The sequence below is a fragment of the Vibrio sp. 378 genome (assembly GCF_033339435.1).
Genome location: NZ_JAWOUO010000005.1, coordinates 372,889 through 397,173 on the forward strand (window position 1 = coordinate 372,889; position 24,285 = coordinate 397,173).

The window sequence follows — 24,285 nt, forward strand, 5'->3', positions numbered from 1 at the left end:
AAAAAATACCCAAGTAGAAACTTGGGTATTCGAATTTCATTATTTATTGCGGTTTTTCACCATCGACATCATACGCTTACGTTTACGCTCTTGTGATAGCGTAAGCTTATTCGTACGGTTCTCGTATGGGTTATCACTGTTGTGGAAGTTAATGCGAATCGGTGTCCCCATAATTTCCAGAGACTTACGGAAGTAGTTCATCAGATAACGTTTATACGAATCTGGCAATTCACGAACCATGTTACCGTGGATAACAACGATCGGTGGGTTGTAACCACCTGCGTGTGCGTATTTGAGTTTGATACGACGACCACGAACCATTGGCGGTTGGTGATCATCCACAGCCATCTTCATGATACGCGTCAGTACTGACGTACCCACACGCGTTGTCGCCGAGTTATATGCTTCTTGAATAGATTCAAACAAGTGACCAACGCCAGTACCGTGCAGCGCAGAGATAAAGTGGATACGCGCGAAGTCGACGAATCCTAGACGGCGGTCCAGTTCTTTCTTCACGCTTTCTTTCACGTCACTGTCTAGACCATCCCACTTGTTAACGGCGATGACAATTGAGCGGCCAGCATTCAGTGCAAAACCAAGCAAGCTTAGGTCTTGGTCTGAAATATTTTCACGTGCATCAATCACCAGTAGAACGACGTTTGCATCTTCTACCGCTTTCAGCGTCTTAACAACAGAGAACTTTTCAACCGTTTCATTGATACGACCACGACGACGAACACCTGCGGTATCAATTAGTACGTACTCGCGTCCATCACGCTCCATCGGGATGTAGATAGAATCGCGCGTTGTACCAGGCATATCGTATACAACCACACGTTCTTCACCCAGAATACGGTTAGTCAGTGTCGATTTACCTACGTTAGGACGACCGATGATCGCCAACTTAATCGGCTGCTCTTGAAGGCGTTTGAACTCTGCTTCTGCGTCTTCTTCAGTGTAATCTTCAACAAGAGGCTCTTCGTCTTCGAATCCAGTCAGGTCTTCAATCTCACCCTCTTCAGACTCACTTGTTAGTAGATCATCAAAGAATGGAGATAAAGCACGCTCAAGCAAAGCGGTCACACCACGGCCATGAGCGGCCGCAATCTGGTACATATCATCCACGCCGAGCTGCCAAAAATCAGCACACGCCGCATCGGCATCAATACCATCGATTTTGTTTACTACCAGCATCGCTGGCTTTTCAATTTTACGCAGATGCGCAGCAATTGCTTCATCTGAAGGTGTCAGACCAGCACGACCGTCAACAAGGAACAATACAACATCAGCCTCATCAATCGCGGCTAATGACTGTTCTGCCATCTTTGTTTCCACGCCTTCTTCTGTGCCATCGATACCACCAGTATCAATCACAATGAATTCGTGCTCTTCACCAAGTCTCGCCTGGCCATATTTACGGTCTCGCGTTAGGCCTGGAAAGTCCGCAACCAACGCGTCACGAGTGCGAGTCAATCGGTTAAATAGTGTAGATTTACCTACGTTCGGACGCCCTACTAGAGCTACAACAGGTACCATAACAACCTCTACAATAATCTTTCTTCTGTAGTTATAGGTAACGACTTGCTCGATGCCAAATCAAACCAGCTTTTTACCTATAACCACGTCAGGGTTAATAAATTCAAACAACAAAACGGCTCCTAGCTGTCACCAGCCAGGAGCCGAATGTGAATTATATCACGATATTATTCGTTAATGGTTAGTTTCTTTACATCGCCGTTGCGAGTTGTAATCGCATAACCATCCGACAATAACGTCGGGCCAACTGCCAAGCCACTATCATCGACAAACTGCTGCGCAACAAATTCGCCCGTTGAACGATCCATCCAGTGAAGGTAACCAAGCGTGTCACCGACAACGAGATAATTGCCAACAATAACTGGCGCTGTAAGTTGTCGGTGCTCAAGCAAGCTGTTTTCCCACAACTCAGTTCCGCTTCGTGAATCAACGGCAACAACATGATCTTTTTCCGTTATCACAAAGATGCGGCTACCATCTGTAGAAATGTCTGTTGCAGATGAGTAATTACGCTTCCAAATCGGGTTCGCTGAACGCAAATCAATGGCGATAAGTTGACCATTGTATCCAATGGTGAAAAGAGTACCGCCTAGCACAATTGGCGATGAATCAACGTCAACCAAACGATCAATTTCTGTCGCGCCTTTTGGCGTACCAACAGGCTGTTGCCAAATCAACTGACCACGCTCAACGATAGCAGCTGCGAGTCGGCCATTTGCCGTTCCCCAAAATACACCGCCGCCAATTGCAGTCGGAGTACTGTCGCCACGTAAAGTTAAGTTCGGTACTTCTGTGCTCAATGCCCAGCGTTGCTCACCTGTACTCTCATTAAGGGCAATCAACATGCCTCGGCTAGTATTGATGATAATAAGGCCTGAATCTGCAACTGGCTTCGCCAGTACCTCACCACCAACTTTTACACGCCAAACAATTTCACCTGTTTCTTGGTCAAGAGAGATGACTTCACCATTCTCAGAGCCAATGTAAAGGTTTCCGTATGCCGCTGTGATACCACCAGAGAGACGAGCAATGACATCTTCTTCTAGGTCCGTTTGCCAACGTTGTTTACCATTCTCAGGATCCAGCGCTTTTACTAAGCCATCACGACTTGCCACGAACAATGTATCATTCGCAAATACAGGGGATAGTTTTGAAAAGTAATGACCAACACCATCGCCAACCGATGTGCTCCACTCACTACTGGTTGTAAACTGACTGTCTACCTGAGGTAGTGGCGCCATTACAATGGTGTCTTTCTCACCTGCACAACCGGCAAGTACTCCCATTGTTAACGCCCCTAGCAAGGCTTTCTTAAAGACTCTTTTCATCCAATGCGGTCCTTATTTCGCCAGATCGTCCAATTTCATTTGTAGTGTCGGGCTTGCATCTGCCGCTTGCTGAGCTTCAGTATACGCAGCGTACGCAGCATCTTTGTCACCTTGGCGAATCGCAATATCGCCACGAAGTTCAGCAATACGACCTGTCCATGCTGTATCAGTGACGTTACTTAGCTCTGCCGTTGCAGCGTCGAAGTTACCCATTTCCGTCTCAATACGCGCAATGCGGTAACTAATCAATGGTAACAACGCAGCATCTTGAGTGTTGCTTTGCGCCCACTTCAGTTGCTCCAATGCAGCAGAAAGGTCTTGAGCTTCAACTTGTGCTTTAGCAAGTTGTAGCGCAGCCAATACTGAATATTCTTTTACTTCATTTGACTCAATGAAAGCTTTCACGTCAGCTTGAGCATCAGTGCCTTTGTCTTGCAAAGCATTCATTGCTGTCGTGTAGCTTTGAGAAGCTGCTTCACTCGCCTGAATCACAGAATCCTGGTAGTAACGCCAGCCAAATAGACCACCTAAGCCAACAACCGCACCGATGATGACGGCTTTGCCGTTTTCCTTCCACCAGTCTTTAATGGCTTCAACTTGTTGCTCTTCAGTATCGTAAAGTTCCACTTCCTGTCCTCTTAAAACATGTAAATGGCAGCTTAGCTGCCATTGTTCCTATTTCGTTTAAAGGCTCCACATTTGGGAGCCTTAGCTTACGAACTAGGATGTAATTTTGTTAGATTACTAAAAGACTTAAATCAGTGCTGCGATCTTTTCTGCAACTTCTGCTTGGTTGTAAGTCTCTTGCTCACCACCAGCTAAGTCTTTCAGTACTACGGTATTATCCGCAACTTCGTTTTCGCCCAGAACCAATGCTACAACAGCACCAACTTTGTCTGCGCGTTTAAACTGTTTCTTGAAGTTACCGCCACCGAAGTGATTCATCACACGAACGCCTGGAACAGACTCGCGAAGCTGTTCTGCTAGCTTCATTCCTGCCATCATGGTGCCTTCACCCGCTGTGACTACGTACACGTCAACACTGCGACGAACGTCTGTCAGTTCCAACGTTTCTAGCATCAGTACTAGACGCTCTAGGCCCATTGCAAAACCAACCGCTGGTGTTGGTTTACCACCTAATTGCTCTACAAGGCCATCGTAACGACCACCGCCACATACAGTGCCTTGAGCACCTAGGCTCTCAGTGATCCACTCAAATACCGTGCGATTGTAGTAATCCAGACCACGAACTAGACGTTCGTTAACTGTGTATTTGATACCTGCGGCGTCTAAAAGTTCACATAGACCTGCGAAGTGTGCTTTAGACTCTTCACCCAAGTAATCTGAAAGGCGAGGTGCATCACCTAAAATAGCTTGAACGTCTGGGTTCTTCGTATCCAGAACACGCAGTGGATTCGTGTGCATGCGACGCTTACAATCTTCGTCTAGCACATCAATATGTTGCTCAAGGAATGCAACCAGTGCAGTACGGTAGTCTGCGCGGTCTTCTTGAGAACCGATAGAGTTCAGCTCAAGACGGACATGCTCATTGATACCTAGCTCACGCCATAGACGCGCCGTCATCATGATAAGCTCTGCATCAACATCTGGACCATTTAGACCAAACACCTCAACACCACACTGGTGGAATTGACGGTAACGACCTTTCTGCGGACGTTCATGGCGGAACATAGGCCCCATGTACCACAGACGCTGTTCATCACGGTTGATCAGGCTGTTTTGGATACATGAACGTACACAACCCGCCGTACCTTCTGGGCGAAGTGTTAGGCTGTCGCCGTTACGGTCATCAAAAGTGTACATTTCTTTTGAAACGACGTCTGTTTCTTCACCAACAGCGCGGCTGAATAGGTTTGTTTCTTCAACGATTGGCATGCGCACTTCGTTATAACCGTATGCGCTAATTACATTTTTCACTGTGTTTTCTAATTTTTGCCACAGTGGCGACTGAGTTGGGAGGCAATCGTTCATGCCTCGAATTGCTTGAATTGTTTTTGCCACAATACTTACCGTAATTCTCGTTGAGATTAATCTTGTACTTTAACTTCGATGCGGTTTTCGCCATTCATCATAGCTGCTTTCGCACGGATCTTAGCTTCTAGCTTATTCACAAGGTCATCGTTATCAAAGCGCTCTTTCTGGCGTTTACCATCTTCGTAGAATGCGCTCTTCTTGTTACTACCTGCTAGACCTAAGTGAGAAACTTCTGCTTCACCAGGGCCGTTTACCACACAACCGATGATAGACACATCCATTGGCGTGATGATGTCTTCTAAACGTTGCTCCAGTGCATTCACCGTACCAATCACATCGAATTCTTGGCGTGAGCAGCTTGGGCACGCAATAAAGTTGATGCCTCGAGAGCGAATGCGCAGAGATTTAAGGATGTCAAAACCGACTTTGATTTCTTCAACTGGATCGGCAGCCAAAGAGATACGCAGCGTATCGCCTATCCCTTCAGATAACAGCATACCTAAGCCAACAGATGACTTAACAGCGCCAGCTCGAGCACCACCCGCCTCTGTGATACCTAAATGAAGAGGCTGATCGATTTTCTTCGCCAGCAGACGATATGAATCCACCGCAAGAAAAACGTCTGAAGCTTTCACGCTAACTTTAAATTGGTCAAAGTTAAGACGATCGAGATGATCTACGTGACGCATCGCCGATTCAACCAAGGCTTCTGGCGTTGGCTCACCGTATTTCATCTGTAGGTCTTTTTCCAAAGATCCACCATTGACACCAATACGGATCGGGATGTTTTTATCGCGAGCGCAATCGACAACAGCGCGAATGCGTTCTTCATTGCCGATGTTACCTGGGTTGATACGTAAACAGTCAACTCCGTACTCCGCAACTTTCAGCGCGATACGATAGTCGAAATGAATATCAGCCACTAATGGTACAGAAACTTGCTGTTTAATCAGTTTGAAAGCTTCTGCTGCGTCCATCGTAGGCACAGAAACTCGAACGATATCTGCGCCGACTTTTTCTAGTGCTCGGATTTGAGCGACTGTCGCTTCTACGTCAGTCGTGCGAGTGTTAGTCATTGACTGTACTGCAATTGGCGCACCATCACCAATTGGCACATCACCCACATAAATACGCGTCGATTTACGACGAATAATTGGAGATTCGTGTTGCATAATTTTTTATAACGGTAGAGTGAATCTAGCTACTTTGCCTGAAGTATACCCAGAAAGGTCGACAGGTTCACTTGCAAATGTCATTGTAACCCCTTCCGGTGCGCCTAATATCACTTTAAATGGCGCTTTTCCGGTAAGTTCTACATCTTGTCCTGGCTTATGAGTACCACTTACCAGCGTTTTACCATTGGTGTCTTTTACTTGAATCCAACAGTCCGCTTTAAACTTCATAGTAAGAAGTGTCATGCCTTCAGGTACTACTGGCGCAGGCTGTTCCTCTTCCGCCGCTTCAATCACGGCAACAGGTTCTTCAGAATCTACGCTTGTTGTATTTTCAGTTTCAGTCAGCAAAGGATCCGCCCCTTGCTCAACGGATGCTTCAGTCGATTCAGCAACGCCTTCATTAGTTGAAGCAACTTCTTCAGGAGTGCTTGCGATTAACTCTTCAGCCGTCATCAAATCGATATCAGCTAATTCTTGAGCAGTGGGCTGCGGCGCTTCAACACTTGAATCCGTTACTTCCTTAGTTAGGCTATTCTCTTGTTGGTTTTGCCACCACCATGCCGCTGAAATGCCAATAATGACCAGCCCGATAACCCAAGTAAGGAGCATAATACGGCTATTGTGCTTCTCGTCTTTTGTTTTACGAGAGAAGCTTTGCATTTCAATTTCTTGCTCTTGAGGCTGAGCATCGGCAGTCTGCTCTAACGCCGTCAAAACCACCTTCTCATCAAGACCCACGAATTTAGCGTAAGAGCGTAAGTAACCACGCGTAAATGTCGCGACTTGTTGAGATTCAAATCGGTTATTTTCAATATCTTCAATCACAGAAATGCGAAGCCTCAGGCGATCGGCAACTTGCTTTTGGCTCATTCCCAAGGATTCACGTTTGTTTTTCAGTAATGTGCCAGCTTCAATAGAGAGTGGCACTTCATTCGTATTTTCGTGTTCTGTCATAATGGCGGTATTTAATCTGTTTTAGTGGCTAACGTGGTCATGTATTTTCGTTATTGTTCTTAAGCCTCTTTAAAAGATAGCTAGCCTAAACGCGTTAACCAAAAATAATAATTTTAAGAAACTCTCAGCGATCTGAGTGCGAATACCCGTTTTGCAAAAATCAGCAAAACGTATGTGAGAAAGTGCTGAGAATTATCGGTGTCATCGTTAGTGTTACATATCATGATAAGCGAATGCGCAACGAAGACAAAAACTCTTTACACTCAAACTAACAGATAGCTCAAGCTTTTGTCCAAACTTTGACAAAGGAATTCGAAATTATACCCAAATAACCTTAGGTTGAAGAGTGATAGTCCCAAATCTTGGCGAAAATGTCCTAAACAATAAACAAAATAGCCAGAGCGAATGGCTCTGGCTATTTTTGAATTCCGGTCGTTTATACAGCTTTCACTTCAATGGTATCGGCACCGCGTGACGCTTTCAGCATTGCCGTACGTTTAGTTCGGTCAATTACATCACCGACCAACTGACCACATGCGGCATCAATGTCATCACCGCGCGTTTTACGAACCGTAACTGTGTGCTCGTATTGCATCAATGTTTTTTGGAAGCGATCAATACGTGAGTTACTTGGTTTCTTGTAAGGTGAACCTGGGTACGGGTTAAACGGAATCAAGTTAATCTTACATGGTGTGTCTTTCATCAATTCAGCCAGCTCGCGTGCATGGTCCATGTCATCGTTCACATGATCAAGCAACACGTACTCGACTGTTACTTTGCCACGGTTTGCATTAGATGAAGCAATGTAACGACGAACGGATGCTAGGAAATCTTGAATATCCCAACGATCGTTAATTGGCATGATTTCACTACGCAGCTTATCGTTTGGCGCATGAAGAGAGATCGCCAACGCAACGTCGATTTTGCCCGTCATCTGATCAAGACCAGAAACCACACCTGATGTTGATACGGTTACGCGACGCTTCGACAAACCAAAGCCAAGGTCATCCAACATTAACTCCAGTGCTGGAATCAAGTTCTTCATATTAAGAAGCGGCTCACCCATACCCATCATCACGACGTTCGTAATTGGGCGACGGCCTGTTTCTTTCTCAAGACCAATTTCACGTGCAGCACGCCAAACCTGACCGATGATCTCTGAAACTTTCAAGTTACGGTTAAAACCCTGCTGTGCTGTTGAGCAGAACTTACATTCCAATGCACAACCTACTTGAGAAGATACACAAAGCGTTGCGCGATCATCTTCTGGAATGTAAACCGTTTCTACATCCTGATCACCAACCTTCATTGCCCACTTGATCGTGCCGTCTGAAGAATGCTGAGCTTCTGCTACAGTTGGTGCTTTAATTTCACACTTGTGTAAAAGCTTTTCGCGCAGCTTCTTGTTGATGTTTGTCATTTTTTCGAAGTCATCTACACCGAAATGGTAGATCCACTTCATAACCTGATCGGCACGAAACGCTTTCTCGCCAAGTTCTTCCGCGAAAAACTGACGCATGCCTTTGCGATCAAAGTCGAGTAGATTGATTTTTTCAGTGGTCATGTTGCCTCTCAATGACTGAAACAAGAATAAGGGCGCGAATTGTACAGCCTTTATGCAGCTACAACAAGGGGTGTAAGACCCTGAGTTTGCTAAGGCATTAAAATAAAAACGATTAAATTTTAATCAGACTTTACGGTGAGAATAATGATTAGACAACCGACAACAAAAGCGTAGAAGTGGTACAGAGAAAACAGTGAGAACAAACACACGTAACTAATCTTTCACCTCTGTAAAATGCTCAGATTAGCCAATATCTTCGCGAATAATTACGAATGAACTCGCCGGTGAAATGGAGAATGCGGAATAAAAAACCTCGGACAATTCCGAGGTTATTACGAACTAGATCATCACGCAAAAGTGATGCATGAACGAGTTAGCGAGAGAAAACTTCTGATTCAGGGAAGAAAAACTCAATTTCACGAGCGGCAGACTCAGGGCTATCTGAACCATGAACTGAATTGTGACGCATGCTGAGTGCGTAATCAGCACGCAAAGTGCCACATGCCGCGTCCTCTGGGTTGGTTTTACCCATTAGCTCGCGGTAACGTGCAATCGCATTTTCGCCTTCCAATACCTGAACCATAATAGGACCAGATGTCATGAACTCTTTTAGAGGAGGGAAAAACTCTTTACCTTCATGCTCTGCATAAAAGCCGCTTGCCTGATCTTCTGTCAGGTGAACCATTTTGGCAGCGATGATACGTAGGCCAGCCTTTTCAATACGATTGTAGATTTCACCAATTAGGTTTCGCTCTACAGCATCAGGCTTAATGATTGAAAATGTTCTTTCTAGAGCCATAAAATTTCCTTTCTGTACTTGTAATAATAGTTGTGCTTTTAAAGTGACTTACTGGGTAAGAGCAGCACTCAAACAAGAGAGTGCTGCAATCAATCTTATTTTCCAGCTTGCTCATTGAGGAAACGAGCAAGTGTACGAACACCCATACCCGTTGCTCCCGCAGCCCATTTATCAGAAGCGGCTTTACGATACGTACCCGCACAGTCGAAATGTAACCAGCCTTTTTTGTAGTCCTCAACGAAGTAAGACAAGAATGCAGCTGCAGTACTTGCACCCGGAGAATAATCACCAGAGCTGATATTCGATAAATCGGCAAAATTAGATGGCAGCATTTCTCGATGGAAATCAGCAAGTGGTAGCGGCCACAAGCCTTCTTTTTCCTGGTTTGCCGCCGTAAGCGCTTGATGCGATAGCTCATCATCAAAGCTCATTAGCGCATGGTAATCGTTACCTAACGCATTCTTCGCTGCGCCTGTTAGCGTCGCGCAGTCAATAATTAACTCAGGCTTTTGCTCACTAGCGTAGATAAGACCGTCTGCAAGCACCAAGCGACCTTCCGCGTCGGTATTCATAATCTCAACGGTTTTGCCGTTTTTGTAAGTGATGATGTCGCCAAGCTTAAGGGCACGGCCAGAAACCATGTTCTCAGCACAACACAAGATCAGTTTTACGCGCTTGTTCAAACCGCGTAAGATAGCTAACCCTAGGCCACCAGTGATAGTACCCGAGCCACCCATATCTGCTTTCATTGCACTCATGAAGTTAGAAGGCTTCAAGCTGTAACCACCGGAATCAAAGGTGATGCCTTTACCCACAAGACATGCGAATACAGGTGCGTTTTCGTCACCAGTTGGGTTGTAGTCTAACTGAAGCATCGCAGAAGTACGCTCAGAACCACGGCCTACTGCGTAAATACCTTCCCAACCTTCTGCCAACAAGTCTTTGTCTTTGACGATACGTGCTGTCACCGTGCCTTTCGGCGCAACAGATTTGATGAATTCAGCAGCCATTGTCGCTAGCTGACGAGGAGCAACTTCTTCTGCCGTTTTGTTGATAATATCGCGGGTAAAATCAGTCGAAGTAATACGAGCTTGAAGCTCTGCTTGATCTTCATCAGACAATGCTGCCCACTCAACTGAGCCATGTTTTTTAGGGTTACGGAACCCTTGGTGGAAAGCCCATACGCTCTCTAGATCCCAGTTATCACCAGAAAGAAAAATAGAACGAATTCCTTGGCCATCTAGCTGACGAGCTGCACGTTGAATTGCGCCGAGATCATGACCTTGACCTAAGTGAATAGTTGCGCCGTTTTCAGCGAATGAAAGCAGTGCTTTTTCACCCCAATGTGGTGCTGCCGACTCTTGACTTAAAAATACAGACATCTGTGTAGACATGGTTTCTCCTTGTCTTATAGCAGCGTTGCCTACGCTGCTTCTTTTTAATAACTCACGGATGTTAGCATTATGTAGGGCAAAAATGTCAATTGGATAAAAAAACGGACCTAAAGGTCCGCTTTTTTTAGTAAGAATTGTTAACTAGGCTGTGTTTTACAGACTTAGTCTGCTTCGTCCATCCAGCACATGATAACGGCTTCTAGAATCTTTTCATTAGAACGGTTTGGCTCATCGTCAAACTCATCTAACTCCATGATCCATTGATGAAGATCGGTAAAACGCACTGTTTTTGGATCGACATCTGGAAACTTGTCACAAAGTTCAATCGCGATATCGCGAGAATCTGTCCATTTCATTGCTCATCTTCCTTTTGCTTCTTCCCTATATTGGGAAGATAGTTTTAGTGATCTTCTGAAGCGTGGTTTAGTGTGTATTTAGGAATTTCTACCACCAAGTCTTCATCAGCAATTCTCGCCTGACACCCTAGGCGTGACTCAGGCTCTAGACCCCACGCTTTATCTAGCATGTCGTCTTCTAGTTCTTCACTTTCTTCTAGTGAATCAAAACCTTCACGGATGATTACGTGGCAGGTAGTACACGCACATGACTTCTCACACGCATGTTCAATACCGATACCGTTTTTTAGCGCTACGTCTAGAACGGTGTCACCAGAGTTTGCTTCCAACACTGCACCTTCTGGGCACAAATCGTCGTGTGGTAATACAATAATCTTAGGCATAACTACTTATCTCTTATATATCGTCTACTGATTGACCTGACAACGCAGCTCGAATCGATTTATCCATACGGCGTGATGCGAAATCTTGGCTCGCTTTATCGGTATCTTTAATGCCTTGCTCTATCGCATCTGCATCATCACCATTACGCAGCTCAATCAAGGCTTCGATGGCTTTAATCAAGTTTTGTTTCTCTTGTTCTGATAGTAAGTCATCACCATCAGCTTGCATCGCTGCAATCAAACCTTCTATCACTCGGTCGGCTTCAACACGCTGCTCAGCTAAGGCACGAGCTTGCATGTCTTCTTTTGCGTGCGTCATTGAATCACGCAACATATCCGCCACTTCATTGTCACTTAAGCCGTAAGAAGGTTTTACTTGAATCTCTGATTGAACACCAGTGCTCTTCTCCATTGCCGTAACAGAAAGAAGGCCATCAGCGTCAACTTGGTAAGTCACGCGAATATGTGCCGCACCCGCTGCCATCGGAGGAATACCTTTTAACGAGAAGCGAGCAAGTGAACGACAGTCATCAACCATTTCACGTTCACCTTGTACCACATGAACACTCATCGCCGTTTGGCCATCTTTGAATGTGGTAAATTCTTGCGCACGCGCAACGGGAATCGTAGTGTTGCGGGGGATGATCTTCTCGACCAAACCACCCATGGTTTCAATACCGAGCGACAGTGGAATCACATCAAGAAGCAACATTTCAGAGTCAGGCTTGTTACCCGCGAGAATGTCTGCTTGGATACCCGCGCCGATTGCAACAACTTCATCAGGGTTAATGCTTGTCAGGGGTGTGCGACCAAAAAACTCGCCTACCATTTCACGAACCAGCAATGTACGGGTTGAGCCACCAACCATGACGACCTCGAGTACTTCATCTGCGTCGACATCCGCATCTTTCAGCGCACGGCGGCAAGACATCAGGGTTTTCTTCACTAGCGGACGAATCAGATCTTCGAACTGCTCGCGAGTCACGGTGCCTTTCCAACCAAAAACGTCAACGTCAACACTGTCTTGCTCAGAGAAAGCAATCTTAGCTTCAGTAGCAATGTTCAACAGTGTACGGTTCTTTTCTGCAGAAAGCGGAGCTTCTAGACCCGCTTGCTCCATTAAATAATCGGCAAATAGATGGTCGAAGTCGTCACCGCCTAATGCAGAATCGCCACCTGTTGCTAATACTTCAAATACGCCTTTCGATAAACGTAGGATAGAGATATCAAAAGTACCGCCACCTAGATCGTAAACCGCAATCACACCTTCTTGACCTGAGTCTAGGCCATAAGCAATTGCCGCAGCGGTTGGTTCGTTAAGTAGACGGAGAACATGAAGACCAGCTAATTTCGCCGCATCTTTTGTACCTGCACGTTGCGCGTCATCAAAGTAAGCAGGAACGGTAATAACGACACCAGCTAACTCACCACCTAACGTATCTTCAGCTCGCTTACCCAATACTTTTAGGATGTCCGCAGATACTTCAATCGGGTTTTTGTCACCTTGAGGTGTTTGCAGAATTGGCAGGCCGTTTTCACTCTCTTTAAAACGATAAGGAAGTGAAGAGTAACGGGACTGAATGTCCTTTAATGAACGACCGATCAAACGTTTTACAGAGATAATCGTGTTCTCTGGTTCAAACTCTGCTTTGGCTTTGGCTTCGTGGCCGACCGTTAACGTTTCCTCAGCGTAATTAACGACTGAAGGTAAAATAGTACGGCCCTGCTCGTCCGCAAGTGGAGTTGCATCGCCGCTACGTACAGAAGCAACCAAAGAGTTGGTAGTACCTAAGTCGATACCCGCTGCTAACTTATGCTCATGAGGTGCCGAGCTTTGGCCCGGTTCTGCGATTTGAAGTAGTGCCATGATAGGTCCTTGTCACGCTTACTAGCCGAGGAGTTTGTCTTCGACTAGCTCAATTTCGTTCTTTAGTTTGGCAATGAATTTTAGCTTACGAACTCGGTCTGCGGCTTCAGCCCATAGACCATCATCAAGCTCTTGCTCGACGCTTGCCAGATGCTGTTTGTACATTTTGCTGACCTTAGAATCGAAGTCAAAAAGCGCCGATTCAGGATCGGTGCTGTCAGCAATTTCTTCCAGTTCTTCGCGCAGCTCCATTTGCTCCATTAAGAACATTGGATCTTGCATTGTCTGCTGTTCACCTCGGATCTCAACACCCTGCTCTGCGAGGATGTACTCGGCACGGGAGATAGGATTTTTCAGAACTTGATAGGCATCGTTGATTTGCGCTGCCTTTTGCACCGCCATCAAACGGTCACGTTCAGATCCCGTTGCAAAGTTATCTGGGTGGAAGCGTTTTTGTAGTTCTCGGAACTGAGAAGAAAGAAGGCTACCATCCAGCTTAAACTGACTTGGTAGCCCAAATAATTCAAAGTGATTCATTAAGTTCGGGTCCTAGTAAAGCCTTCCGGACTCGCTTGCCCAGAAGGACAATCAATTAGACGTTGAAGCTTTCACCACAACCACATTCACTTTTCGCGTTAGGGTTGTTGAATTCAAAACCTTCATTCAACCCTTCTTTCACGTAATCCAATTCGGTACCGTCTAGGTACACTAAGCTTTTTTTGTCGATGATGATTTTCACTCCAGAGAGTTCAAATACTTCGTCTTCTTCATTGAGCTCATCAACAAACTCAAGTACGTATGCCATGCCGGAACAACCAGTCGTCTTCACTCCAAGACGTAAACCGATACCTTTGCCTCGGTTATCTAGGAATGCTCTTACGCGACTTGCCGCTGATTCTGTCATTGTGATGGCCATACTGCACCTTAGTCTGTCTAAATTTCGATTGGAATGGGAGCGTCAAAGCTCCCATTATATTACGGAATAATTATTCTTGGTGTTTTTTCTTGTAGTCAGCAACCGCTGCTTTGATTGCATCTTCAGCAAGAATAGAACAGTGAACTTTCACTGGTGGAAGCTCTAGCTCTTCAGCAATCTCAGAGTTTTTAATTGCTGCCGCTTCATCAACTGACTTACCTTTTACCCACTCAGTTACTAGTGAGCTTGATGCGATTGCACTACCACAACCGTATGTTTTGAACTTCGCATCTTCGATGATACCTTCAGGTGTCACTTTGATTTGAAGCTTCATTACGTCACCACACGCAGGAGCGCCAACCATGCCGCTACCTACTGATGGATCTTCTTTATCGAATGAACCAACGTTACGTGGGTTCTCGTAGTGATCAATTACTTTTTCGCTGTATGCCATGATAAATTACCTCGAATCCTCTATTTCAATCCCTGAGATTAATGGTGAGCCCATTCAACAGTGCTCAAATCAATCCCTTCTTTGTACATATCCCATAGAGGAGACATGTCGCGTAGCTTAGTCACTGCAACGCGGATTTGTTCAATTGCGTAATCAATTTCTTCTTCAGTCGTGAAACGACCAAACGAGAAACGAACCGAGCTGTGAGCCAATTCGTCATCCATGCCTAGGGCACGAAGAACGTAAGAAGGCTCAAGGCTTGCAGACGTACAAGCACTACCAGAAGATACCGCTAGATCTTTAAGCGACATTAGTAGTGATTCACCTTCTACGAATGCGAAACTGATGTTTAGGTTGTGTGGTACACGCTGCTCAAAGTCACCGTTTACCGTCACTGCTTCTAAGTCTTTCACGCCATCAAAAAGACGGTTACGAAGCGCTAAAGCATGATCGTAATCTTTTTGCATGTCTTCTTTTGCAATACGGAATGCTTCACCCATACCTACGATTTGGTGAGTAGGTAGTGTACCAGAGCGGAAACCACGCTCATGGCCGCCACCGTGCATTTGCGCTTCAAGACGAATACGAGGCTTACGACGAACGTAAAGTGCACCGATGCCTTTAGGGCCATAAACTTTGTGAGCAGAAAGCGAAATTAGGTCAACTTTCATCTCTTGAACGTCGATTGGTAATTTACCTGCAGATTGCGCTGCATCCACGTGGAAAACAATTTTACGCTCACGACACAATTCGCCGATCGCTGTAATGTCTTGAACCACACCAATCTCGTTGTTTACGTGCATAATAGACACAAGCACTGTGTCATCACGCATTGCCGCTTTAAGCTTCTCTAGATCGATCAAGCCATTTGATTCTGGCTCAAGGTAAGTCACTTCAAAGCCTTCACGCTCAAGTTGACGACATGGGTCAAGAACGGCTTTGTGCTCTGTTTTACAAGTGATTACGTGCTTGCCTTTCTTCGAGTAAAAGTGCGCTGCACCTTTAATAGCAAGGTTGTCTGATTCTGTCGCACCAGATGTAAATACGATTTCGCGAGGATCTGCATTTAGAAGGTCAGCAATTTGCTCACGAGCAGTATCGACCGCTTCTTCTGCCTGCCAGCCGTAACGGTGCGAACGCGACGCTGGGTTGCCAAATGTGCCATCCATTGTCATGTACTGAACCATTTTTTCAGCAACACGTGGATCAACTGGACATGTAGCGGAATAATCAAGATAAATCGGCAGTTTCATTCTCTACTCCAATGTAAAAAGCTGACCGCTAAGAGCGGACGTTTACACCGATGGGCGCGGCGGTTGTATTTTTGTTTGATAGCCCATGGGTTACCGCCAGATCAATGTCCTGACGATCAGAAATTTCGAGTACTTCATTGTCTGTCATCAACTCACCAAGAGTGATGTTATTCAAAAAGTCACTAATGCGAGAGCTTAGGTCACGCCACAGCGTGTGAGTAAGGCAACGTGTTCCACCTTGGCAATCTCCTTTACCTTGGCATTTGGTTGCATCTACTGACTCATCAACGGCAGCAATCACGGTACCAATAGCGATACTGTGAGCGTCGGCACCAAGTCGGTAACCACCACCAGGACCACGAACGCTGGCAACGAGACCTGCTTTACGCAATTTTGAAAATAGCTGCTCTAAGTAAGAGAGCGAGATCCCTTGACGCTCTGAAATATCAGCCAGAGGTACAGGGTTTTGTTGCGAATGCAGTGCCACATCCAGCATGGCTGTCACCGCATATCTTCCTTTAGATGTAAGTTTCATACCACACCGTATCCACATGGTTTGTAATGGTTAAGATTTTTCCATACCTGAGTAATTTGGTCAAGTATTTATTTGACCATTTTACTCAGGTATTCATCCTCACACCTAAAGTGGTTATTATTCACTCAGAACTTCTTTTCTATCGAAGTCAAAACGCCTCGTAGAATATTAAGTTCTTGGGTTTCTGGTCGAGCACGAGAGAACAAACGGCGCAACTTATTCATCACCTGTCCAGGTTGCTCTTTGTTAATAAACTGGGTCTCAACCATCACCTTTTCAAGATGCTCGAAGAACATTTCGAGTTCTCGATGACGCGGGTATTCTTCCGATTCATTTGGGGAAAACTGGCTTTGCTCTAAGTTCAAGTGTGCAACTCGCACTTCGTAACTGAGAGTTTGTACAGCCATCGCTAGGTTAAGCGAGCTGTACTCAGGATTAGCGGGAATACAAACATGGTAGTGGCACTTTTGTAGCTCTTCGTTTGTCAAACCAGTTCTTTCTCGGCCAAACACGAGCGCAACCGGATGCTTTCGGCCTTCAACTGCAAATTTCTCACCGCATTCACGTGGCTCGAGCATTGGCCATTCTAATGTACGAGAGCGGGCGCTAGAACCCACAACAAGGCCACAATCTTCAACAGCTTCTTCTAATGTGCCGACAATCTTTGCATTTTGAGCAATATCACCAGCACCCGCAGCTAAAGCAAGAGTTTGTTCATCCACTTCACATTGTGGATCGACTAATACTAGTTGGTTTAAACCCATCACTTTCATTGCTCGAGCTGCTGAGCCAATATTGCCTGAATGAGAGGTACCTACGAGTACAATTTTTACTTGATCCAACATCTGTGTTTGCTACCTAAATTAAAACCGCAGAATGTTATCATAGTTTTTTAAGACACCCTAGAGGCAAGCAGACCTCTCTTCTCATTCTTGGTTATTGTTCTCGTCCGCAGTATGCTCTGTACACTCAACCAGTCGCATTTAGAACAAAAAATAACCACTTCCCTTTTTAATTATCTCTGGTATACTCGCCGCCGCTTTCATTTGTTCTTTAACATCCGTTGGGAAATTCGTATGCATCCAATGCTAAACATTGCTATTCGCGCTGCGCGAAAGGCAGGCAATCATATTGCTAAATCATTAGAAAACACTGATAAAGTAGAATCTACTCTTAAAGGCACTAATGACTTTGTCACTAACGTAGACAAAGAAGCAGAATACATCATCATCGATACTATCAAGCAGTCTTACCCTGAGCACTGTATCGTTGCTGAAGAACAAGGTCTTATCGAAGGTAAAGATAAAGACGTACAATGGATCATCGACCCACTGGATGGCACCACTAACTTTGTAAAAGGTTACCCAACTTTCGCGGTTTCTATCGCTGTTCGTATTAAGGGCAAAACTGAAGTTGCTTGTGTTTACGATCCAATGCAAAACGAGCTATTCACTGCACAACGCGGTGCCGGCGCTCAACTAAACAGTGCACGTATTCGTGTTGCTCAACTAAAAGACCTTCAAGGTACTGTTCTAGCAACAGGCTTCCCATTCAAGCAGAAACAACACGCTGAGTCTTACATCAAGATCGTTGGTGCGCTATTCACTGAGTGTGCTGATTTCCGTCGTAGCGGCTCTGCTGCTCTAGACCTTTGTTACGTGGCAGCTGGCCGTGTTGATGGTTACTTCGAACTAGGCCTAAAACCTTGGGATATGGCAGCAGGTGAGCTTATTGCTCGTGAAGCTGGCGCAATCCTAACAGACTTTGCTGGCGGCACTGACTACATGAAGTCTGGTAACATCGTTGCTTCAAGCGCTCGTGGCGTAAAATCTATCCTTAAGCACATCCGCGAAAACGGTAACAGCGCGATCCTTAAGTAAGATTTGAAAGTCATATTTAGCCCGTCACGCTGATGACTTTAGAAAGCCCCGCTCAATGAGCGGGGCTTTTTTGTATCTACCGAACCGTATCTACTTAGCTGCAATGTAAGGCTCTCCATACAATGAGGTTCGGCAAGCTCACGACTCTATTCAGATACAAAAAAACCGCTGATTGTTCAGCGGTTTTTGTTTTCGGTTCTCAATCTGCCTTATGGCATTTCGTCGAACTCTGCACCTTCTTTTTCTACTTGAGGTGGCATCAAGTGCTCTTTCTGGATACCCAGTTTTAGAGCCAGTGCTGATGCTACGTAGATAGAAGAGTAAGTACCTACAGTGATACCGAGTAAAAGTGCGGTTGCAAAGCCGTGAATCATAGCACCACCCTGCATGAACAGTGCAATTACTACGAACAAGGTTGTACCCGACGTAATCAATGTACGGCTCAATGTTTGAGTGATTGAAGCGTCCATGATATCCGAAGGTTCACCCTTACGCATCTTACGGAAGTTTTCACGAATCCGGTCAAATACAACGATGGTATCGTTGAGTGAGTAGCCCACAACCGTCAGTAGCGCAGCTACGATGGTCAGGTCAACTTCAATTTGTAGAAACGAGAAGACACCTAGCGTGATAATTATATCGTGAGCCAATGCCATTACCGCACCAGCCGCTAGACGCCATTCAAATCGCATCGATACATAAAGCAGGATACAGATCAGCGATACCAAGATCGCTAGACCACCAGCTTCTGTTAGCTCATCACCAACGTTGGGACCTACGAACTCAATACGACGCATTTCTACGCTTTCGCCAGTACCATCTTTGATAGCACCAATGATTTGGTTACCTAGCGTTTCACCAGAAACGTCATCACGTGGACGAAGACGGACCATGACTTCACGAGCACTACCGAAGTTTTGTACTGTCGCATCACCAAAGCCTTTTGAATCTAGTGCTGCACGAATCTCTTCAAGGTTTGCTGGCTGTTCAAAACCGACCTCGATAAGCGTACCGCCAGTGAAATCTAGACCCCAATTAAGCCACTTGGTTGACAAAGTGAAGATAGAAGCAGCAATCATTATAATTGAAAAAACGAATGCTACTTTCGACCAACGCATAAAGCCGATCGTCTTCTCTGCTTTTAGAATTTGAAACATATTAATTCCCAGCCTTAGATCGACAATTTATCAACGCGTTTGCCACCGTAGATCAGGTTCACGATACAACGTGTACCAATAATGGCGGTGAACATTGAAGTTAAGATACCGATAGATAGAGTAACTGCGAAACCTTTCACCGCACCTGTACCGACCGCAAATAGAATGATTGCAGTAATTAGTGTTGTGATGTTCGCATCAGCAATCGTGCTGAATGCATTCGCGTAACCTTGGTGAATCGCTTGTTGTGGACTACGTCCATCACGAATTTCTTCACGGATACGCTCGAAGATCAGTACGTTCGCATCAACCGCCATACCGACTGTTAACACGATACCGGCTATCCCCGGAAGCGTCATGGTAGCGCCTGGAATCATCGACATAACACCAATGATAAGCACCAAGTTTGCCATTAGAGCGATGTTTGCAATCAAACCAAAGCCGCGGTAGTAAAGCAGCGTAAATAGCATTACGGCAACCATACCCCAGATACATGCTTGGATACCCATATCGATGTTTTGCTGGCCCATTGATGGACCAATGGTACGTTCTTCAACGATAGAGATAGGTGCAATCAGTGCACCAGCACGTAGTAGAAGTGCTAGGTTGTGTGCTTCTGCAGCAGAGTCGATACCTGTGATACGGAAGTTACGACCAAGAGCCGATTGAATCGTTGCTTGGTTGATGACTTCTTCATGCTTATCCAGAATAACTTTGCCTTCAGGCGTACGACGGCCACTGTCTTTGTATTCTGCAAACACGGTAGCCATTAGCTTACCAATGTTCTTCTTAGAGAACGCAGACATCTTATTACCACCTTCGCTGTCTAGCGAGATGTTAACTTGTGGACGACCATATTCATCAACACTTGAGCTTGCATCTGTGATGCTTTGACCGCCAAGAATAACGCGCTTCTTAAGCACAACTGGGCGACCATCACGGTCCATCTTGATTTCACTACCTGCTGGCGCACGACCATTTGCCGCTGCCGATAGGTCAGCTTTATCATCAACTTCACGGAATTCAAGCGTTGCCGTAGCTCCGAGAATTTCTTTTGCACGAGCAGTGTCTTGAACACCAGGCAGTTCAACCACAATGCGACTAGCACCTTGACGTTGAACCAATGGTTCCGCAACACCTAGTTCGTTGACACGATTACGTAAAATCGTAATGTTTTGCTCAACAGCATAGTTACGGATCTCTTGTAAACGTTGCTCAGTAAAGGTGGCAGTAAGAGCGTAACGGCCATTTGAATCAGAATCGACAAAAATCATGTCCGGGTGATTCTTTTCTAGCGTTGCTTTCGCTTCTGCTAATTGCTCTTCGTTACGCAACAACACTTCTACCGCTTCTTTTCCAGAAGGGCGGATTGCACGGTAACGAATCTTGGCGTCACGAAGTTCGCTACGGAAAGCTTCTTCTTGTTGACCAACGAGCTTTTCCATCGCTGCATCCATATCCACTTCCATTAAGAAGTGAACACCACCGCGAAGGTCAAGACCTAGCTTCAATGGTGACGCGCCAATCGCTTCTAGCCAATCGGGTGTAGAAGGTGCAAGGTTAAGTGCAACAATTGTGTCTTTACCTAGCGCTTCGCTGATGACATCACGAGCACTGATTTGTGTGTCAGTGTCGTTAAAACGAACAAGAATTGATCCATCTTCGAGAGCAATGGATTTATGAGAAAGTTGCTCTTTGTTAAGAGCAGTAGTGACAGCATCCAGCGTTGACATATCTACAGAGGCGCCACGCGCCCCTGTAACTTGAATAGCCGGATCTTCACCGTAGATATTTGGAAGTGCGTATAACGCAGCGGTGATGATGGCAAAAAGCACCATCAAGTACTTCCATAATGGATAACGGTTTAGCACAGCGAGGATCCTTTAGCTGTTTTATAGAGACTTAAGCGTACCTTTTGGTAGCACTGCAGTGATGAAGTCTTTCTTGATTACTACTTCATTGTTCGCGTTAAGCTCAATTGAAATGTAGTCATTGTCTTCAGCAATCTTAGTGATTTTACCCACTAGGCCACCGCTAGTTAAAACTTCGTCGCCTTTGCCCATAGAAGCCATTAGGTTTTTGTGTTCTTTTACGCGTTTCGCTTGTGGGCGATAAATCATGAAGTAAAAGATCACTGCGAACATGCCAAGCATGATTAGCATTTCAAAACCACCGCCTGCTGGCGCGCCTTCTGCTGCTGCGTGAGCCTGAGAAATAAACATTAAAACATCCTCATTATATTTTATTGATAATCAAACAAATTGGGCTTTCGCATTTTAGATTCAAGTCTGAGAGTAACTAATAGAGATCGCTCTCTCAAAAATAACGTGCGTTAGCCTACTTTATTAGCAAAAGCCTCTGGCGACATGCCAAAGGCTTTAATTCTTTTAGTTTTTCAATTACTGCTCTTTTGCTAATGGTGGCACTTCACGGCCACGACGCTCATAGAACTCAGTAACAAATTCATCGAAGCGATCTTCATCAATTGCTTTACGAATGCTTTCCATCAGACGTTGGTAGTAACGCAGGTTATGGATTGTATTCAAGCGAGCGCCTAAGATTTCATTACAACGCTCTAAATGGTGAAGGTACGACTTGCTGTAGTTTTGACAAGTGTAACAGTCACAATGCGGATCCAATGGTGTTGTATCCGTTTTATGTTTCGCATTACGGATCTTGATCACACCACCAGTCACAAATAAGTGACCATTACGTGCGTTACGCGTTGGCATTACACAGTCAAACATGTCGATACCACGACGAACACCTTCAACCAAGTCTTCTGGCTTACCTACGCCCATCAAGTAGCGAGGTTTGTCTTCAGGAAGTTGAGGACAAGTATGCTCAAGAATACGGTGCATGTCTTCTTTAGGCTCACCTACTGCCAAACCACCAACCGCGTAACCGTCAAAACCGATTTCCGTTAGACCTTTTACCGACACATCACGTAAATCTTCGTAAACACCACCTTGGACAATACCAAATAGGTTGTTCGGGTTTTCTAGCTTCTCGAAGTGGTCACGTGAACGCTGTGCCCAGCGTAATGACATTTCCATCGATTTCTTCGCTTCATCGTGTGTCGCTGGGTAAGGCGTACACTCGTCAAAAATCATAACGATGTCAGAGCCCAGGTCTTTTTGAATTTCCATCGACTTTTCTGCGTCCATGAAAATCTTGTCACCGTTTACTGGGTTACGAAAGTGAACACCCTCTTCAGTGATCGTACGCATCTTACCAAGGCTGAATACTTGGAAGCCGCCTGAATCAGTAAGAATAGGACCGTGCCAGTTCATAAAATCGTGCAGGTCACCGTGCATTTTCATCACTTCTTGACCAGGACGTAGCCACAGGTGGAACGTATTACCTAGCAGAATTTCTGCACCAGTACCTTTTACTTCTTCTGGTGTCATACCTTTAACGGTACCGTAAGTACCTACTGGCATGAACGCAGGAGTTTGAACAGTGCCGCGTTCGAAAGTCAGTTGACCACGACGTGCATTGCCGTTTTTCTTCTTAAGATCGAATTTTAATTTCACGATGCCTCCGGGTGTCAGAGAAACAGTCTGACTGAGTGTTTAGGGCTCTACCCTACTTTAAGGAGCGGTCGCTTTTCCTTGCGAGAGACAAAGCAATGGATGCTTTATTTCCTAGCTTACTGCTAGCACTCGTAAATCTATTTTTAACTACGCCGTTTTCTTCTTGATGAACATTGAATCGCCATACGAGAAGAAACGGTATTTGTTTTCCACCGCATGTTTGTAAGCATTCATGGTGTTCTCGTATCCAGCAAATGCACTCACCAACATGATCAGTGTTGATTCAGGCAAGTGGAAGTTTGTGATCAAGCAATCCACCAACTGATATTCGTAACCAGGGAAAATAAAGATTTCTGTATCGCCAAAGAATGGGGCCAGCTCAGTCCCTTTTTGCAATGCGTCTTGCGCTGCACTTTCAAGTGAACGCACAGATGTTGTACCAACAGCAATAATTCGTCCGCCACGCGCTTTCGCCGCTTTAATTGCTTCGACGACTTCTTGTGGTACTTCTACGTACTCGGCATGCATGTGGTGATCGTTGATATTTTCCACTTTTACTGGCTGGAATGTACCCGCCCCAACGTGCAAAGTAACGTAAGCAAACTCTGCACCTTTCGCTTTGATTTTCTCCAAGAGAACATCATCAAAGTGAAGGCCCGCCGTCGGTGCCGCAACCGCACCTGGCTTTTGATTATATACCGTTTGGTAACGCTCTTTATCTGCATCTTCGTCTGGACGGTCGATGTAAGGAGGAAGCGGCATATGGCCGATTTCTTCCAGAATTTCTAGTACCGTCTTATCAGAACTAAATTTCAGTTCAAATAAAGCATCATGGCGTGCCACCATTTCTGCTGAATATTCATCATTCTCGCCAACAATAATGGTTGTACCTGGTTTTGGTGACTTAGAGCAGCGAACGTGCGCGAGGATGCTTTTCTCATCCAACATGCGCTCCACTAGCACTTCTAATTTACCGCCCGATTCCTTGCGGCCAAAAAGACGAGCAGGAATAACACGAGTATTATTAAACACCACTAAGTCACCGGGTTGAACTTGGCCCAATACATCAGTAAATGTGCCATCAATGAGCTCTCCGGTATTGCCGTCCATTTGCAGCAGTCGGCTAGCGGTACGCTCTGGTTGAGGGTAGCGAGCGATGAGTTCATCTGGAAGGTCGAAATGGAAATCTGATACTTGCATGTT

At 45.4% G+C, this 24,285-nt stretch carries 24 protein-coding genes; 1 reads left to right on the forward strand and 23 read right to left on the reverse strand.

Going from position 1 to position 24,285, the window contains the following annotated elements; genetic code table 11:
- Window positions 1–39: 39 nt before the first annotated feature.
- From der to trmJ, 18 genes are all read right to left on the reverse strand, one after another.
- The gene (der, locus tag R7Q48_RS12280) at window positions 40–1,536 is read right to left on the reverse strand and encodes a ribosome biogenesis GTPase Der (RefSeq protein WP_017820569.1); all 1,497 of its coding nucleotides are present in this window, start codon (window positions 1,534–1,536) and stop codon (window positions 40–42) included.
- Window positions 1,537–1,703: 167 nt separating this feature from the next.
- Window positions 1,704–2,864, reverse strand: a complete 1,161-nt coding sequence (bamB, locus tag R7Q48_RS12285) for an outer membrane protein assembly factor BamB (protein WP_256903224.1) — start codon at window positions 2,862–2,864, stop codon at window positions 1,704–1,706.
- Window positions 2,865–2,876: 12 nt separating this feature from the next.
- Complete coding sequence (locus R7Q48_RS12290; protein WP_005381697.1) at window positions 2,877–3,491, reverse strand: YfgM family protein; 615 nt, start codon at window positions 3,489–3,491, stop codon at window positions 2,877–2,879.
- A gap of 126 nt (window positions 3,492–3,617) precedes the next feature.
- Window positions 3,618–4,886, reverse strand: a complete 1,269-nt coding sequence (gene hisS / locus R7Q48_RS12295; protein WP_005381698.1) for a histidine--tRNA ligase — start codon at window positions 4,884–4,886, stop codon at window positions 3,618–3,620.
- A 26-nt stretch (window positions 4,887–4,912) separates the two neighbouring features.
- Window positions 4,913–6,031 carry a flavodoxin-dependent (E)-4-hydroxy-3-methylbut-2-enyl-diphosphate synthase gene (gene ispG, locus R7Q48_RS12300; protein WP_005381699.1) on the reverse strand — a complete coding sequence of 373 codons (1,119 nt, stop codon included), beginning with the start codon at window positions 6,029–6,031 and terminating at the stop codon, window positions 4,913–4,915.
- A gap of 6 nt (window positions 6,032–6,037) precedes the next feature.
- Window positions 6,038–6,988, reverse strand: coding sequence for a cytoskeleton protein RodZ (rodZ, locus tag R7Q48_RS12305; RefSeq protein ID WP_005381700.1), 951 nt, complete (start codon window positions 6,986–6,988; stop codon window positions 6,038–6,040).
- A 436-nt stretch (window positions 6,989–7,424) separates the two neighbouring features.
- On the reverse strand, window positions 7,425–8,552 hold the full coding sequence (locus R7Q48_RS12310; protein ID WP_017633913.1) for a bifunctional tRNA (adenosine(37)-C2)-methyltransferase TrmG/ribosomal RNA large subunit methyltransferase RlmN: 1,128 nt from the start codon (window positions 8,550–8,552) through the stop codon (window positions 7,425–7,427).
- A gap of 373 nt (window positions 8,553–8,925) precedes the next feature.
- Window positions 8,926–9,351: a nucleoside-diphosphate kinase gene (gene ndk, locus R7Q48_RS12315; RefSeq protein WP_005381702.1), complete on the reverse strand. Its 426-nt coding sequence runs from the start codon at window positions 9,349–9,351 to the stop codon at window positions 8,926–8,928.
- A 95-nt stretch (window positions 9,352–9,446) separates the two neighbouring features.
- Window positions 9,447–10,745, reverse strand: coding sequence for an aminopeptidase PepB (pepB, locus tag R7Q48_RS12320; protein ID WP_054575091.1), 1,299 nt, complete (start codon window positions 10,743–10,745; stop codon window positions 9,447–9,449).
- Window positions 10,746–10,906: 161 nt separating this feature from the next.
- Window positions 10,907–11,101, reverse strand: coding sequence for a Fe-S cluster assembly protein IscX (iscX, locus tag R7Q48_RS12325; protein WP_005381711.1), 195 nt, complete (start codon window positions 11,099–11,101; stop codon window positions 10,907–10,909).
- Between the two features lie 44 nt (window positions 11,102–11,145).
- Window positions 11,146–11,484: an ISC system 2Fe-2S type ferredoxin gene (fdx, locus tag R7Q48_RS12330; RefSeq protein ID WP_005381713.1), complete on the reverse strand. Its 339-nt coding sequence runs from the start codon at window positions 11,482–11,484 to the stop codon at window positions 11,146–11,148.
- Between the two features lie 13 nt (window positions 11,485–11,497).
- Window positions 11,498–13,351 carry a Fe-S protein assembly chaperone HscA gene (hscA, locus tag R7Q48_RS12335; protein ID WP_017820567.1) on the reverse strand — a complete coding sequence of 618 codons (1,854 nt, stop codon included), beginning with the start codon at window positions 13,349–13,351 and terminating at the stop codon, window positions 11,498–11,500.
- Between the two features lie 21 nt (window positions 13,352–13,372).
- The gene (gene hscB / locus R7Q48_RS12340; RefSeq protein WP_012842113.1) at window positions 13,373–13,888 is read right to left on the reverse strand and encodes a co-chaperone HscB; all 516 of its coding nucleotides are present in this window, start codon (window positions 13,886–13,888) and stop codon (window positions 13,373–13,375) included.
- Between the two features lie 55 nt (window positions 13,889–13,943).
- On the reverse strand, window positions 13,944–14,267 hold the full coding sequence (gene iscA, locus R7Q48_RS12345; protein WP_005391554.1) for an iron-sulfur cluster assembly protein IscA: 324 nt from the start codon (window positions 14,265–14,267) through the stop codon (window positions 13,944–13,946).
- A 70-nt stretch (window positions 14,268–14,337) separates the two neighbouring features.
- Window positions 14,338–14,721: a Fe-S cluster assembly scaffold IscU gene (gene iscU, locus R7Q48_RS12350; protein WP_005381718.1), complete on the reverse strand. Its 384-nt coding sequence runs from the start codon at window positions 14,719–14,721 to the stop codon at window positions 14,338–14,340.
- 38 nt (window positions 14,722–14,759) lie between these two features.
- Window positions 14,760–15,974 (reverse strand): IscS subfamily cysteine desulfurase, encoded by a 1,215-nt coding sequence (locus R7Q48_RS12355; RefSeq protein ID WP_025768862.1) that lies wholly within the window; start codon window positions 15,972–15,974, stop codon window positions 14,760–14,762.
- Between the two features lie 28 nt (window positions 15,975–16,002).
- Entirely contained in the window at window positions 16,003–16,509 is a 507-nt protein-coding gene (iscR, locus tag R7Q48_RS12360) for a Fe-S cluster assembly transcriptional regulator IscR (protein WP_005381720.1), read from the reverse strand.
- Between the two features lie 125 nt (window positions 16,510–16,634).
- Window positions 16,635–17,354: a tRNA (cytosine(32)/uridine(32)-2'-O)-methyltransferase TrmJ gene (gene trmJ / locus R7Q48_RS12365; protein WP_005383693.1), complete on the reverse strand. Its 720-nt coding sequence runs from the start codon at window positions 17,352–17,354 to the stop codon at window positions 16,635–16,637.
- Between the two features lie 231 nt (window positions 17,355–17,585).
- Between trmJ and suhB the strand changes: the two genes are divergently transcribed.
- Window positions 17,586–18,389, forward strand: a complete 804-nt coding sequence (suhB, locus tag R7Q48_RS12370; RefSeq protein WP_005381722.1) for an inositol-1-monophosphatase — start codon at window positions 17,586–17,588, stop codon at window positions 18,387–18,389.
- A gap of 209 nt (window positions 18,390–18,598) precedes the next feature.
- Here suhB and secF read toward each other — a convergent pair whose 3' ends face one another.
- The 5 genes from secF to queA form a co-directional block, all read right to left on the reverse strand.
- Window positions 18,599–19,546, reverse strand: coding sequence for a protein translocase subunit SecF (secF, locus tag R7Q48_RS12375; RefSeq protein WP_005383689.1), 948 nt, complete (start codon window positions 19,544–19,546; stop codon window positions 18,599–18,601).
- Window positions 19,547–19,560: 14 nt separating this feature from the next.
- Entirely contained in the window at window positions 19,561–21,417 is a 1,857-nt protein-coding gene (gene secD, locus R7Q48_RS12380) for a protein translocase subunit SecD (RefSeq protein ID WP_005381724.1), read from the reverse strand.
- A 21-nt stretch (window positions 21,418–21,438) separates the two neighbouring features.
- Window positions 21,439–21,768, reverse strand: a complete 330-nt coding sequence (gene yajC / locus R7Q48_RS12385; protein ID WP_005381725.1) for a preprotein translocase subunit YajC — start codon at window positions 21,766–21,768, stop codon at window positions 21,439–21,441.
- A 177-nt stretch (window positions 21,769–21,945) separates the two neighbouring features.
- Window positions 21,946–23,082: a tRNA guanosine(34) transglycosylase Tgt gene (gene tgt / locus R7Q48_RS12390; RefSeq protein WP_005381727.1), complete on the reverse strand. Its 1,137-nt coding sequence runs from the start codon at window positions 23,080–23,082 to the stop codon at window positions 21,946–21,948.
- 147 nt (window positions 23,083–23,229) lie between these two features.
- A complete protein-coding gene (gene queA / locus R7Q48_RS12395) occupies window positions 23,230–24,282 on the reverse strand; it encodes a tRNA preQ1(34) S-adenosylmethionine ribosyltransferase-isomerase QueA (protein ID WP_154204823.1) in 1,053 nt (350 codons plus the stop codon).
- Window positions 24,283–24,285: the final 3 nt, after the last annotated feature.

Bases quoted from the DNA above. Each gene is read 5' to 3' on its own strand.
- iscX (WP_005381711.1), bottom strand. From the start codon at position 11,101: ATGAAATGGACAGATTCTCGCGATATCGCGATTGAACTTTGTGACAAG.
- ndk (WP_005381702.1), bottom strand. From the start codon at position 9,351: ATGGCTCTAGAAAGAACATTTTCAATCATTAAGCCTGATGCTGTAGAG.
- suhB (WP_005381722.1), top strand. From the start codon at position 17,586: ATGCATCCAATGCTAAACATTGCTATTCGCGCTGCGCGAAAGGCAGGC.
- iscR (WP_005381720.1), bottom strand. From the start codon at position 16,509: ATGAAACTTACATCTAAAGGAAGATATGCGGTGACAGCCATGCTGGAT.
- pepB (WP_054575091.1), bottom strand. From the start codon at position 10,745: ATGTCTACACAGATGTCTGTATTTTTAAGTCAAGAGTCGGCAGCACCA.
- secF (WP_005383689.1), bottom strand. From the start codon at position 19,546: ATGTTTCAAATTCTAAAAGCAGAGAAGACGATCGGCTTTATGCGTTGG.
- R7Q48_RS12355 (WP_025768862.1), bottom strand. From the start codon at position 15,974: ATGAAACTGCCGATTTATCTTGATTATTCCGCTACATGTCCAGTTGAT.
- bamB (WP_256903224.1), bottom strand. From the start codon at position 2,864: ATGAAAAGAGTCTTTAAGAAAGCCTTGCTAGGGGCGTTAACAATGGGA.
- iscA (WP_005391554.1), bottom strand. From the start codon at position 14,267: ATGGCCATCACAATGACAGAATCAGCGGCAAGTCGCGTAAGAGCATTC.
- rodZ (WP_005381700.1), bottom strand. From the start codon at position 6,988: ATGACAGAACACGAAAATACGAATGAAGTGCCACTCTCTATTGAAGCT.
- hscB (WP_012842113.1), bottom strand. From the start codon at position 13,888: ATGAATCACTTTGAATTATTTGGGCTACCAAGTCAGTTTAAGCTGGAT.
- R7Q48_RS12310 (WP_017633913.1), bottom strand. From the start codon at position 8,552: ATGACCACTGAAAAAATCAATCTACTCGACTTTGATCGCAAAGGCATG.
- ispG (WP_005381699.1), bottom strand. From the start codon at position 6,031: ATGCAACACGAATCTCCAATTATTCGTCGTAAATCGACGCGTATTTAT.
- queA (WP_154204823.1), bottom strand. From the start codon at position 24,282: ATGCAAGTATCAGATTTCCATTTCGACCTTCCAGATGAACTCATCGCT.
- iscU (WP_005381718.1), bottom strand. From the start codon at position 14,721: ATGGCATACAGCGAAAAAGTAATTGATCACTACGAGAACCCACGTAAC.
- hscA (WP_017820567.1), bottom strand. From the start codon at position 13,351: ATGGCACTACTTCAAATCGCAGAACCGGGCCAAAGCTCGGCACCTCAT.
- yajC (WP_005381725.1), bottom strand. From the start codon at position 21,768: ATGTTTATTTCTCAGGCTCACGCAGCAGCAGAAGGCGCGCCAGCAGGC.
- fdx (WP_005381713.1), bottom strand. From the start codon at position 11,484: ATGCCTAAGATTATTGTATTACCACACGACGATTTGTGCCCAGAAGGT.
- trmJ (WP_005383693.1), bottom strand. From the start codon at position 17,354: ATGTTGGATCAAGTAAAAATTGTACTCGTAGGTACCTCTCATTCAGGC.
- der (WP_017820569.1), bottom strand. From the start codon at position 1,536: ATGGTACCTGTTGTAGCTCTAGTAGGGCGTCCGAACGTAGGTAAATCT.